This is a genomic window from Leptospira sanjuanensis, assembly GCF_022267375.1.
GTDB classification, from domain to species: domain Bacteria; phylum Spirochaetota; class Leptospiria; order Leptospirales; family Leptospiraceae; genus Leptospira; species Leptospira sanjuanensis.
In genome coordinates this window covers 1,506,967-1,521,559 of the sequence record NZ_JAIZBH010000001.1, presented here as the reverse complement: position 1 = coordinate 1,521,559, position 14,593 = coordinate 1,506,967, and the positions used below count along the sequence as shown (strand labels likewise).

The window sequence follows — 14,593 nt, the reverse complement described above, 5'->3', positions numbered from 1 at the left end:
AAATTGACGAACACTCCATATCAACAGATAATTCAAATTTATAATTTTTCAGTAGCCAACTGGCGAAGCATTAGATCGGTAAATCCTACGAGTTCTTGACTGAAATATAATTAGACATCCTTCTTTGAATTCATATTTACCAACACATGAATTCTTACAAGCGGCATTCCTTGAATCCCTGGCATCAAACAATTCAGAATACTCCTTATCACACTTTTTTAGGCATTTTTCAAATTCCAAATTGCATTTTTTGTAATTTTCGATCTGCTCCTTAGGCAAGGTATTTCGTATTTCATTATGGATTTTCAACTCTTGTTTTAAATCCTGTGGCGAACCGCATCCAATCAGACAAAATAAAATCATTGTCCATAACGTACTTGGTACATTAAGATACCTTAATCCCATTTCATTTTTATTATTCGCAGTTACTTGCCTCATATAATCTTAATAAGCAAACGTTCAGATAAAACTCTGGGTCCACAGAATTGGATTGATTGTTATTGATAATCGGAAGGCAAAGGGACGTTAATGTCGAGTCAATTACTGGTTTGCAATCTTTTTTAAAACCAACATCCTCCCCCTTGCAGAAAAGTAGCAACATAATGATAATAAAATATTTTTTCATTTTCTTCTTTATCCTAATCTGAGTTTTGTGAAGCAACACAGGAGCCAAGCACAATGAGTATTGTTTTGAAAAATTCGGCTTCTTTTTCTCCTCGGTTTAAAGTGCCATCACCGTTAGGACGCCCTTCTTCTCCAGCAGAAGCCGCTCCCAGAAAGAATCCTTCTCCCAAGGATTTAGAAGACTTACAACTAACTCCATTATTTTCAAATGGCTTAGAAATATCACCTAAGCTTAGTGTAATCCCATTCTTAAAAGGATTTTCCCAATCTGTAAAATGTCTTTCAAACTTTTGATATACCATTTGATTCAATATTTCTAGATTACGACAAGCCTCAGCACCAAGCTGATCTTTACATTGTTTCGAACTCGTATATATGGATATGGAAAAATGCACCGCATGGTTTGCAGTGTTTTGAACATGCGATTTGCCAGAATATTCATTCCACCATCTACCTATTCTTCGCTGGCTAAAAATGGTATTTCCAACATCCCAATAATACCTGCCTTTTTTAACAAAAGTCGCATTGTGAAAAAACCGATTCCCGCCAGTCGAGATTCCTCTCGCACTCAAACGCTTGTCCATCCCCTTAGAATTAAAATCCTTCCCCATCGCATGACCGATAATTCGATTCACCATGTGCATCAAACCCGAACCGCTGAGATGCCCACTCGGATCACGGTAGTTCACAGGGTTTCCGTCAACATACATATAACGATTCATTCCACTCGTTGATTCAGGAACAACAATCGAGTCCGCTTGTAAAAATCTTCCTAATATAGGTTCGTAGTATCTCGACTTGTAATAGTAAAGCCCGGTTTCTTTGTCTTCAATCTGACCGGTGTATTTGTAACGGAATATATCGGGTCCGTAAGAGTCGGTTCGGTTGATAGAACCGTAAGGCTCGTAAGATACGTAACTCACTCCGGGTTCAGGTCCGCTCGCAGGGTTTCCGTATCCGTCCGTTATCATGTTGATTGAACCAAGATGATCCGGGTGATAGAAATACATTCCGTTCACTGGTGTTCCGCCGACATTGCCTCCCCCTGTCGTTCCTGCATTTGGGTTTTGAATGCTCGGTGTTCCCGGATTTACATTCGCTCCCATTGCCAACACCCAAGGAGGATCGCCTTCTTTGCCTCCGGAACCAGGTAAAACTCCACAACCCGGAATCGATGTTACGACAAACACTGCTACGAGCGCCGCTGGAGTTCCAACACCTTGCCAGGAAAGTCTTTGGAGTAGTTCGTTCCCCTTCAAGAAATAAGGGTAGGAAAGATAAAGAACGGTTAAAAGAAGCAAAAAGTAGAAGGCGTTGTAAACTTTTGTGGGAACTCCTTCTTGGAATAACTCCGAGTAGCCGAATACGGAACTTACTCGGTCCTTAATTCGGTTTTTGTAATAGTCTGCACAGTCAATCGCTACGTCCTTACAAAACGGTTCCGTAGCAGTTCCTACAATTCTTCCGACAAACAATGCAATTGAGTTTTTACTTGACTCCGGAGTTCCTTCCGTTTGAGCCAACTGCAACGTTGCATCTTCTCGCGTCCACTGTGCGACTAAGTCTCCCTGCAATGTAAGCGCCTAAACAACCGCACCTTTTTCTAATCGTATAAATGTTGTAAACTGTCTTTGATGAAAAAAACGAAAATAGATTGGCCCAAAGAGTTTGATGACTTTTCAAAGAGTGGACTTTCCCAGCCTCAGTATTGTAAAGAAAGACACCTCAAATACACGACGTTTCGATATCATTGGGAGAGACGTTCTAAGCATTCAGAGAAGAACGACTTTGTAGAAATTCCTCCTTCCTCGACAAATTCTCAGTCATTGGTAGAAGCCGAATTTTTGACCCTAAAGATAGATACGTCGGGGAAGGCATCGCTCCAAGTAAACGTTCAGTTTAGTTTAGGACGATGGAGTTAAATCCCGGAAACAGAAAAGTGTATCTTCGACCTGGGGCGACGGATTTAAGGAAATCGATCAATACGCTCTCTGTAATCGTAGAAGGAAAGATGAAAAAAGATCCGTATTCGGCGAGCGTCTTTCTCTTCTGCAATCGCAAGAAAGATAAACTGAAGATGCTCTACTGGGATAAGAGCGGGTTTTGCCTTTGGCAGAAGAGACTGGAAGAGAGTAAATTCCCGTGGCCGAACTCAGAGGAGGAAGTGCATAAAATACCCGTTGAAAGGTTTCATTGGCTATTGAATGGGATCGATTTTTTCAAAGAGCACAAGAAACTAAAATACAAGAATGTCAGTTGAAAATGTTTGACTCAAGAAAAGAAAGTATTAAGACTGAATCCGAATGTCTTTGGATCTAAACTCTCTTCCTGATGATGTAGAAGAACTAAAAAGAATCATTATATTAGAGAATAATAAATATCAGGAAGAATTACGACTCCAAAAACAGAAAGAATCCGAACATTTGGATCAGATCGAGAGATTGAAGATCCAGCTTTTCGGGAGAAAGACTGAGAAATGGAGTCAGATCGAAAAAGATCAAGGATTTCTTTTTAACGAAATAGAAAGCTCCTTGCAAGAAGATTCTCCTGAACCCGAAGAAGAAAGTCTTTTTAGTCCTGTTAAAAGCCATACAAGAAAGAAGACGGGAAGAAAACCTTTCCCGGACTACTTTCCAAGAATCGAAATCCTACATGATATTCCTGAAATTGATAAAACCTGTTCTTGTGGTCACGAGCTTACTCGTATCGGAGAAGACAAGTCCGAGAAGTTAGATATTATCCCGGCTAAAATACAAGTCGAAGTTCATATTCGCCCTAAGTATGCGTGTAAGCATTGTGAAGGAACTTCTGATGAAACTCTACCTGTCGTAAGAATCGCGCCGGTTCCCCATCAGATCGCTGAGAAGAGTATGCTTTCTTCCGGATTCTTAGCTCACACGCTTACTCAAAAGTTTGCGGATGCTCTTCCGTTTTACAGACAAGCCGGGATTCTCCAGAGATCGGGAGTGGATATTTCAAGGAGCACCCTTTCCAATACCGCAATTCAAGTTTTTGAAAAACTTTCTCCGATGATCGAGGATGTGAGAAGGGAACTTTTCAAATCGAAGTATTTGCAGATCGATGAGACGATTCTTCAAGTGTTAAACGAAGAAGGAAAGTTGAATACATCCAAATCGTATATGTGGGTGATCCGAGGGTTCATCAGAGAAAAGCCCGTTGTTCTCTATCATTATGAGCCGAGTCGGAGCGCTAAGTTTTTAGAAGAATGGATCCAGGGATTTGAAGGAATCATCCAAACGGACGGTTTTGAATCTTACGATTCTTTGTTGAAAGTTAAATCTAAGATTCTTCACGCGGGATGTTGGAATCATGCGAGGAGGAGATTTTTCGAAATTCTAAAAATCGATTCTAAGAATGTGCAAGCAGAATGGATCGTAAAGAAAATCGGTAAGCTTTATACAATCGAGTCAAAAGCTAAGGTAGAAAGTTTAAGTTCTGAAGAACATCTGAAACTCAGGCAATCCGAATCTAAGCCTATCGTTGATGAGATTCGTTCTTGGATGAACAAACGGATCGTCGAAGTTGCTCCCAAATCTTCTATGGGAAAAGCGCTCTCTTATCTTTCTGGCCAGTGGGAAAAACTGCTTCTCTTTTTGGATCATCCGGAATTGCAATTAGATACGAATCTCGTTGAGAACGACATTCGTCCTTTTGTGATCGGTAGAAAAAACTGGCTCTTCTCCGGTTGTCCACAAGGGGCAACTGCGAGCGCGGGATTCTATTCGTTAATTCAAAATGCAAAGATCTCAGGTATCGATCCTTACGCTTATTTACGAGATCTTTTTAAGTCTTGGGAAACGATACCGAGAAGTCTTTCTTGCGAGGATCTGCCAAAAAACGGTGGGCTTGTGGTTCGTTAGGCGGTTACCCTGCAATCCCCTCACATACAATGTATGCCTTTCCGGTTGGCCGGGATTTCTTACGATCTCGTAACCGGGTGACAACGTATATGTCGTCACAAGGGAAATCTGAGATTCTGACTTGATTCTACTTCCGGCATAGTCGTATGTATTCAAGATCGAACTACTCGTTCCATACGGTGTAATTTCGATCAACTTGCCAAAGCTGTTGTAACGTAACGTGTCCCCATTACGAGAGGTCATGTTTCCACTCGCATCGTATCCGTAGTTCATAGGTCCGGTGCTTGGGCTGTTTGCGGTTGTCACCGCGTTCGCGTGTGAACTGTCGCCGTAGCTTAGAGCGTATGCACCTTTTTGAATTAAGTTCCCGTTCGTGGCAAAGTTGTAGTTCTGTGTTCCGTATTTCCCCGTCGCTTGCGTCACTCGATTCAAATTGTCTAATGTAAAGTTCTGAGTTCTGCTTGGATTAAGTCTGTCATCGATTTTCGTTAGGTTGTTTTTTGCATCATACGTCAGTTCCGTATTCGCAATCACGCTTCCGTCCGGTTTCGTTGAAAGAATACTTACCGGTAATTTTTCCACCGGTTCGAATCCGATTTCCATCGTCACTCCGTTGCCGGATACGCGCCGCACAGATGGAACCCCGCTTGCGTTTAGATAAGGCCCTTGATAGCTCACGACCGTATGTCCCACGCTCGTCCCATCTGCAGAATCCATCGTGATATTCGACAACGTTCCGTTCGTCGAGTAGTTGTTGTGAAGTTTCGTTCCATCAGGTAACGTTTCCGTGATCGGGCGGTTTAAGGAATCGTAATCCGTTTTAAAGATCGCTACGATGTCATCCACACGTTTTGTCTTTTGAATTTGATTTCCTTTTTGATTGTATCGGAATTCAGTCTGACCTGACTCATCCGTAACCTTTGTAAGCCTGCCCAAAGAAAACGGAACCGAAGAATCGTCATATACGAATTGAACGGGAACCTCCGGGCCGTTTGTAGTTTGTGCAGTGTTTCGGCCCATCAGGTCATACGAAAAGTTGACCGACTTCCCTCTCGCATCCGTTTGTCTCGAAAGTCTCCCATTCGCATCGTATGAATAGGAAATAGTTCCCGAATTCGGATCTTGAGTCGAAGTTCTTTGTCCAACCGAGTTGTAACCGAAACTTGTAACAAGTCCGCTCGGATCCGTTATACTTGCATACCCGCCAAATGGTGAATAGGTGTATTGGATCGACCTACCCTGAACCGTTCTGTTTGTCACCTGACCCAGTGCATTCTTCGTAATCGATTCTGACTTCGTCTGCCCGTCGGGATAAATCGTGTTCTTCGTTTCGGTAAGTCCCGAGCGAGTAATGTTTGTCTGAATCGTTCCCAAAGAATGAGGCTCCGTAATCGTCGACAATTCTCCGTCCGGATCGTTGTATTGATACAACGTATATTGAGGAGCAATGTTTGAATAATACTCGTTCGACTTTTTAATCAGTTGCCCTTTGTTGTAATCGTAAAAACTTTCTTCAATCGAAAGAATTCCGCTCACCGCAGTGTTACTTTCGGTCCGAATCGTATTCCCAAGCGGGTCCATATATTTCGTAGTCGTGCTCGTATTGCCGCTCGTTGTATCGATCGTATTCTTAGTCACAGATTCGTTGTTGCTCAGTGTTGTTAGGTCATAGAGTCCGGTATTGTTATACACATACGTTTCGTTCGCACTCGATTCGCCGGGATACGTTACGCTCAAAATTCGACCATACGCATCGTAGCCAAAACCGGGCGTTGTTGCTTCGCAACCCGGGCTCTCCGCTTCGGTCAAGTTATTGTGTTTTTTCTTTCTCATCATATTTACGAAACTTCAATAACTTGACCACGCTCGATCCCTAACGCTGAAAACAGACTTTTTTCTTTTCGAAGGACGGTCCCCTTCCTTCGAAAATCGTTGTAAAAGATCTAACAAACTTCGCTCCGCACCGCCGGTGCAGTCGAAATCATTCCTCGAATATTCTCGGAGAATTCGGTCCTTTTGTCTAAGTATTCAATATTTTGAATACATTGCAAACGCTTTTCAAGAATTTTTAAAAAGATTCTCTGTTTGTCTGCAAAATCAAACGAAAAGTTCTTCGGGAAATTCATCACATCTACTCACATTCGGAGGTCACTTAGTGAATATTTCATTTAACACAAGTTTTTTTACTAAGTAGATATAGATAACTTTGCACTAAGGACGAATCCAGCCGCGATATCGGTCTGATCGAAAAGTTTGATAATGAATAATACATCCGTCCAAGTGTTCAACACTTGCAACACATGAGTCTCGACATTTTCCTCTATTAGGACGAACGGTGCTTAAATCAGGATACTCAGAATCACAAGACTTCAGACATTTATCTAATTTTATATTACATTCTTTAATTTTTTCTATTTCTCTTCTTGAAGGGCTTTTTTTATTAACTGTATCAGAATACCGCTCCGATTTTGATAATTCGTCTGTAGTCTCACAATTTAAAACGAACGATACAAAACCTGCCATCAAGATCAGGTATATTGCTCTAATCTTTACATGTCGATTTCGATAATTGTAATAGGAGGCAAGCATCTAAATGACTTTTATTGTAATCGGAGCCAGCTTCGGGCGCTGCAAATAGAACTGGAAGGCATACACCTTCAAACAAAAGATCCTTCTGCTCTTTACAAGAAGAATCTATACCGACTCTTCCGCAAGAACAAAGAACAAAGAACAAAATTATTCTTACAAGATAATCAATCAATGTAAGAATTTTTATTTTTAACATATAAATTATTCTCCTGAAGTCGCCTGGCAAAAAGAATATACTAGAAATATCGAAGAAATAATATCAACTTCTTTACTAGATCTTCTAATCGAACCATCCGTTCCAGCGATGCCGCCGTGATTATAATAGTATTCTCCAGTATAATATCCCTCGCTTAATGTTTTAGAGGATTTACAATTAACGTTTCCACCCTTTGTGAAAAAGGAAGAAATTCTCTGTCCGGGATTAAAATTCGAATCGATCATACCTCGCAAGGGTTCGGACAATCTATCATGCTTTGCTGAATAGGATTTCATTACCATTAAATTAGCAACAAATAATACAGCGCAAGCATCGGCACCCAAAGAATCAGCGCAAGCCTTTGACTTAGACCAGGAAGCGATTAGTTGACCACTTTGATAGTTGGCCGTATTTTGTACATCGTTACCCATAAAGTTCCGCCACCATGAACCAATCTTGCGCTGGCTAAAAATGGTATTTCCAACATCCCAATAATACCTGCCTTTTTTAACAAAAGTCGCATTGTGAAAAAACCGATTCCCACCAGTCGAGATTCCTCTCGCACTCAAACGCTTGTCCATCCCCTTAGAATTAAAATCCTTCCCCATCGCATGACCGATAATTCGATTCACCATGTGCATCAAACCCGAACCGCTGAGATGCCCACTCGGATCTCGGTAGTTCACAGGATTCCCGTCAACATACATATAACGATTCATTCCACTCGTTGATTCAGGAGCTACAATCGAGTCGGCTTGCAAAAACCTTCCTAATATAGGTTCGTAGTATCTCGACTTGTAATAGTAAAGCCCGGTTTCTTTGTCTTCGATCTGACCGGTGTATTTGTAACGGAATATATCAGGTCCGTAAGAATCGTTTCGGTTGATAGAACCGTAAGGCTCGTAAGATACGTAACTCACTCCAGGTTCAGGTCCGCTCGCAGGGTTTCCGTATCCGTCCGTAATCATGTTGATCGAACCAAGATGATCCGGGTGATAGAAATACATTCCGTTCACAGGTGTTCCGCCGATATTGCCTCCCCCTGTCGTTCCTGCATTTGGGTTTTGAATGCTCGGTGTTCCCGGATTTACATTCGCTCCCATTGCCAACACCCAAGGAGGATCGCCTTCTTTGCCTCCGGAACCAGGTAAAACTCCACAACCCGGAATCGATGTTACGACAAACAGTGCTACGAGCGCCGCTGGAGTTCCAACACCTTGCCAGGAAAGTCTTTGGAGTAGTTCGTTCCCCTTCAAGAAATAAGGGTAGGAAAGATAAAGAACGGTTAAAAGAAGCAAAAAGTAGAAGGCGTTGTAAACTTTTGTGGGAACTCCTTCTTGGAATAACTCCGAGTAGCCGAATACGGAACTTACTCGGTCCTTAATTCGGTTTTTGTAATAGTCTGCACAGTCAATCGCTACGCCCTTGCAAAACGGTTCCGTAGCAGTTCCTACAATTCTCCCGACAAACTGTCCAATCGAAGAACTGCTTGGCTCCGGAGTTCCTTCCATTTGAGCCAACTGCAACGTTGCATCATCCCTCGTCCACTGAGCGACCAAGTCTCCTTGCAATCCCCTCACATACAATGTATGCCTTTCCGGTTGGCCGGGATTTCTTACGATCTCGTAGTTCGATCCCAACGTATATGTCGTCACAAGGGAAATCTGAGATTCTGACTTGATTCTACTTCCGGTATAGTCGTATGTATTCAAGATCGAACTACTCGTTCCATACGGTGTAATTTCAATCAACTTGCCATAGCTGTTGTAACGGAGTGTATCCCCGTTCCTCGAAATCATGTTCCCGCTTGCATCGTATCCGTAATTCAGAGTTCCCGTGCTCGGGCTGTTGGCAGTCGTCACCGCATTTGCGTGCGTTCCATCCCCGTAGCTCAAGGTATATGCGCCTTTTTGCGTTAAGTTTCCGTTTGTTGCAAAGTTGTAATTCTGTGTTCCGTATTTCCCAGTCGCTTGCGTCACTCGATTCAAATTGTCCAATGTAAAGTTTTGTGTTCTACTTGGGTTAAGTCTGTCGTCGATTTTTGTCAGGTTGTTCTTTGCGTCATACGTAAGTTCAGAATTTGCGATCACGCTTCCATCCGGTTTTGTTGAAAGAATACTTACCGGTAATTTTTCCAACGGTTCGAATCCGATTTCCATCGTTACGCCGTTCCCGCTTACACGCCGCACGGATGGAACTCCGTTCGCGTTTAAATACGGCCCTTGATAGCTCACGACCGTATGTCCCACGCTCGTCCCATCTGCAGAATCCATCGTGATATTCGACAACGTTCCGTTCGTCGAGTAGTTGTTGTGAAGTTTCGTTCCATCAGGTAACGTTTCCGTGATCGGGCGGTTTAAGGAATCGTAATCCGTTTTAAAGATCGCTACGATGTCATCCACACGTTTTGTCTTTTGAATTTGATTTCCTTTTTGATTGTATCGGAATTCAGTCTGACCTGACTCATCCGTAACCTTTGTAAGCCTGCCCAAAGAAAACGGAACCGAAGAATCGTCATATACGAATTGAATGGGAACCTCCGGGCCGTTTGTAGTTTGTGCAGTGTTTCGGCCCATCAGGTCATACGAAAAGTTGACCGACTTCCCTCTCGCATCCGTTTGTCTCGAAAGTCTCCCATTCGCATCGTATGAATAGGAAATAGTTCCCGAATTCGGATCTTGAGTCGAAGTTCTTTGTCCAACCGAGTTGTAACCGAAACTTGTAACAAGTCCGCTCGGATCCGTTATACTTGCATACCCGCCAAATGGTGAATAGGTGTATTGGATCGACCTACCCTGAACCGTTCTGTTTGTCACCTGACCCAGTGCATTCTTCGTAATCGATTCTGACTTCGTCTGCCCGTCGGGATAAATCGTGTTCTTCGTTTCGGTAAGTCCCGAGCGAGTAATGTTTGTCTGAATCGTTCCCAAAGAATGAGGCTCCGTAATCGTCGACAATTCTCCGTCCGGATCGTTGTATTGATACAACGTATATTGAGGAGCAATGTTTGAATAATACTCGTTCGACTTTTTAATCAGTTGCCCTTTGTTGTAATCGTAAAAACTTTCTTCAATCGAAAGAATTCCGCTCACCGCAGTGTTACTTTCGGTCCGAATCGTATTCCCAAGCGGGTCCATATATTTCGTAGTCGTGCTCGTATTGCCGCTCGTTGTATCGATCGTATTCTTAGTCACAGATTCGTTGTTGCTCAGTGTTGTTAGGTCATAGAGTCCGGTATTGTTATACACATACGTTTCGTTCGCACTCGATTCGCCGGGATACGTTACGCTCAAAATTCGACCATACGCATCATACGTTTTAGAATGAGTCGCACCGTTCGGATCGGTGGACGAAATCTCAACCCCAAGTTCCGTATCGAAAACATTCGTCGAAACATGTCCAAGCGCATTCGTTTTCGTGACGGGATAAAAATTTAAGGTAGAATCATACGTAATCGTGCTCACTGCACCGGACGATTCCGTAATCGAAATCACATTACCGAAAGAGTCATACGCAAAGTTAGAAGCCAACGAAAATCCGCTGGACGCAAATTGAGTCTGCGTAACGACGTTGTCTCCGGAATAGGTTCGCAAAGTATCGCTGACAAGCGTTCCGTCTACGATCTTCTTCGTCCTAACAACCCTTCCGATTCTCCAGGCCGCCGTATCGTGCAAAACTTGAGTCGTATTCGTAATCGTGTTCGAACCGAAATCTTCGGTAGTGCTCGTATTAAACCCGAACGAGTCATATGCAAACGTTTTTAAAACCGAAGTCGTCAAAACACCGTTGTTATAATCGTTCGACACGACGTTACCCGGAACGGCAATCTCCGTTCCGAACGGATTCGGAAAACTAAAGGAAGAATTCGTGGTCGAACTCATGAGATTTCCTAACGCATTGTAACTTCTTTCCGATTGAGGAAATCCCGCTAAACGGTAATCGTTTTGAAAATAATCGGTGATCGAATAAAAGTTTGTTCCAAGATCCGTTTCTTTTACGGAGGCAAAACCCAAACCTCTGGAAACAGATCTCGAACCTAAAAAGTATCTTTGGTTTGTATATTGATAACTCGAATTCTTTACGATCCCCGCTCCCAATTCTTGCGTAGTCGAGACCGCAAGAAAGCCCGGTCCGACACTCGGGATATTCGGATAATCCCCCGAACCCACGCTCACCGCGCCCGCATGAGCATCCTTGAGTTGATATTGAACCAAGGATCTCTGACCGCCTGAGTTGTTCGAAGTGGAAAGAATCATATCTTCGCCCGAACTTCTGGCCGCATTGTAACGAAACGAAACCGCTCCATACGTCTTATCCACGTTTACAAAACCGACCGTAAGATCGGAAATACCGTCGTTGTTCAAATCGTTCAGCCAGATCTGATACGTGTCGGACCGCTCCGTGCCGTTTGCTTCCGTATATTCGTTTAGGGAGAATCCTCCAAACGAATACGAGTTGTTTCTTGCAAACGATCCGTCTCCAAGCGAAAGATACGTTTCATACCGCGAATTCTCCTTATTCATCAAAACCAAATCCGGCAAACCGTCGCCGTTTACGTCGCCGAAATTAAACTGAACGAGCTTTGAAGAATCACCCGAGTTGAGTCCGCTATAAACGGGACTTGCAAAATCACCTCCCCGAAAAAGAGAAACCGCAATCTGCGTCCCGGTAAACGTAACGAAATCTAAATTCCCGTCTCCGTTTACGTCGGCCACGGTGCTCTTATTCGGATCGATCGAACCGCCGAGAGAATAAACCCGAACCGAAGAAGTTCCGTTTGAAAGATGGAACGATCTTACCTTTAAAGTATAAAACGCGCCGCCTTGACCCGACGCCGCAATCGCACCGATTTGAGAAGCGATCACCTGACTTTGCTGAGCTAAAGGATTGATACGACTGCTTGTAATCGTTTGCAAATCGTTGGAATACACTGCCGCATCGGAAGGTGTAAGACTTGCGCCATTATTCGAACCTTGAAGAGCCCAAATTGTAAAAAGACAACCTAAACCGCAGTTGTTATTGTAAAAATCGATTAAAAATTGAAACTCAATAGGATTGATTGCCCCGTTGTTACCGGTCGCGATCAAATCAACAACAGCCTGCGCTCGATAATATTCCTGTTGAATGGTATCCATTTGACTTGAAAGCGCGTCTCTTTGAGCTTTCAGTCCGATAAGAGCGGAGTTATCGTAATTTTGCACCAATTGAACGTGATCGGCTTTTCCGTCCCCGTTGAAATCCAGCATAAAATTCAAAAAGAAATCGGCGTCCCCTGCGATGTTGATCGCGTTATCGAAGTAGGTTTTACGATTGATATAAATCGAAAAGGCTCCTCCGTTGTAGTGAACAAAGTCGACGAGTTCGTCGCCGTTGACGTCCGCAAAAAAATCTCTCAGAGATTTGTCGTTTGCGATCGGAGTCGGATTCTTCGCCGAGTATTCGAACTTGTATTCGTACGGACTGAATTGAGTCATATTTCGAACAGCACCGTCTATATTCACATTTCCGAATACAACGGGAGAAGAAAAACCGCTTCCGGTTGAATACACAGCCCAAAGTTTACCGCCCGATTCATACCCGAAATCCGTACGACCGTCTCCGTTTAAATCCGCCGTCTGAAAATACGTGTTATAATAAATCGGAAGATTTGCACTGTTAATGTTTCCGGAAGAAGGCGAACCCGCTCGAAGAATGTTGGCGGACAAATGAACCGAACCGGAACTCTCAACTCCGTTTAAAGAAACGAAATCACCGATCCCGTCTCCATTGATGTCCATGGGAATCCAGGCGACTAACGCGGCATCATTCCCATTTAAACAACCATTGATCCCTCCCCATCCACCGAAAGAAACGCACGCTCCTGCAACATAAGCAAATACGTCCGGATTTCCTCCCGTACAAGGAAGATACGCGGCGCAAAGACAAGCCGCTAACCCAAGATTACAAGCGTTGCGATCGGGAACCGGCATACGAACGACATACTGCATATCCAAGTCCACGTTGATGTCCTTTGCAGTCGGGTGATACGGAAGTTCTTGATTGAAATAAACGTTTGCAATGTCCATGATTGCATCCGGAATATAAACCGACATGGGAAAAAGATTGGATCGGTTGACCGAATCCACTCCGGAAACCGAAAACTGGCCCGCATGATCTGAATATGTAAAACTAAGATCGTCGTAGCTTTCCGAACCAAAGGCGTTGCTACCGGATCTTTTAATGGTTTGCAGAAGGGAGCGATGCGTAACGGGACCGTATCCGTAATCAAAATCATACTTCCGAAACGAACTTCCCGCAATCGAAACCTCGATCGAATCGAGCCTCTTTTGCGTTCTAACGATCGAACCTTGCGAATAATTCGGATATTTATCGTTTCTATTTTCAAAAGTAAAATCGATCGTTCTGTTATTGTAGGAAATTCTTTGCGGATAATAATCTCCGCTTGTGGAATCAGCCGGGGTGTAAGTGACGTTGTATCCGTTTCCGAAAGAATCTTCTTCTCTATTCAACGCCCATTCTCGTAAAGAGCCCGCCCCTCTTCCGATCGCCGAAATTCTCGAATCCGCTGTGCCGCCGAAACTATATCGTTTGCCGTCTTTATCCGTCGCAACCCAAGAACATGGCCCATCCCCGCACGATCCTTGCGGAACAAAACGAATCCAGGATTCTTTTCTGGAATGAAATTCGGATCGGTTTCCGCTAACGTCCACGAGTTCACCGGCAAGCGAGGAAACAAATTGATCGGTTCCGTTGTATTGGATTCCGTAGGAAGGATTTCTGGAAATCGTATGAATTCCGTTCAGACTCCAACCCATTCCGACGATACCGTTGCCGCCGTTCGAGTTGTAAGAGAGGGAAAGATCCGGAATCACGCCTTTGGTACCGGGCGGAAGCTCGATGGAGACTGACGTAGAAGCGGAGCCGTCTTCGTTCGCCTGAATGACTGGTAGCTTTTGCGGAATTCCTGTGGTAAAGGCTGAAGCGACCGCGCTGAAAAAATTTCGAACTCCCCCGACAAACGAAAAGTTCAAAATAAACAAAATTGAAATACCGAAAATAAGAGTTCTAACAATACGAAATTTCATCAATAGCCCCGATCATCTATTTCACAATCGCACCTGTTTCTAAAGAGTATATGTCCCTAAAGCTGCATAGTTTTGCGACTATTTTGTCACTACTACAAAACTCTCACGGATTTGGTATTATTTTTTCGATTTTAAAAATCTTAAACAATTTTTGAATTATAATAAATCTTAAAACAGTATTTAGGTAAAACCCGCAACTAAATCTTAAAGTTATAACT

At 43.3% G+C, this 14,593-nt stretch carries 4 protein-coding genes and 2 pseudogenes; 3 read left to right on the top strand and 3 right to left on the bottom strand.

The annotated features are described in order from the left end of the window. Positions 1-638 precede the first annotated feature (638 nt). Positions 639-2,198 (bottom strand): annotated as a pseudogene (locus LFX17_RS20810) (RHS repeat-associated core domain-containing protein); the annotation flags it as partial. 60 nt (positions 2,199-2,258) lie between these two features. Here LFX17_RS20810 and tnpA point away from each other — a divergent pair. From tnpA to tnpC, 3 genes are read left to right on the top strand one after another with little or no spacing between them, the layout of a single operon-like run. Next, on the top strand, positions 2,259-2,546 hold the full coding sequence (gene tnpA / locus LFX17_RS06745; RefSeq protein ID WP_118966454.1) for an IS66 family insertion sequence element accessory protein TnpA: 288 nt from the start codon (positions 2,259-2,261) through the stop codon (positions 2,544-2,546). After that, positions 2,537-2,884 carry an IS66 family insertion sequence element accessory protein TnpB gene (gene tnpB / locus LFX17_RS06740; protein WP_118966397.1) on the top strand — a complete coding sequence of 116 codons (348 nt, stop codon included), beginning with the start codon at positions 2,537-2,539 and terminating at the stop codon, positions 2,882-2,884. Before tnpA ends, tnpB begins: the two co-directional genes overlap by 10 nt. 43 nt (positions 2,885-2,927) lie before the next feature. Next, the gene (gene tnpC, locus LFX17_RS06735) at positions 2,928-4,505 is read left to right on the top strand and encodes an IS66 family transposase (protein ID WP_118966396.1); all 1,578 of its coding nucleotides are present in this window, start codon (positions 2,928-2,930) and stop codon (positions 4,503-4,505) included. A gap of 3 nt (positions 4,506-4,508) precedes the next feature. Here the strand turns inward: tnpC and LFX17_RS06730 are convergent. Further along, positions 4,509-6,263: pseudogene (locus LFX17_RS06730) on the bottom strand (RHS repeat-associated core domain-containing protein); the annotation flags it as partial. Positions 6,264-7,295: 1,032 nt separating this feature from the next. Further along, complete coding sequence (locus tag LFX17_RS06725; protein WP_238745793.1) at positions 7,296-14,375, bottom strand: RHS repeat-associated core domain-containing protein; 7,080 nt, start codon at positions 14,373-14,375, stop codon at positions 7,296-7,298. Between the last annotated feature and the right edge of the window lie 218 nt (positions 14,376-14,593).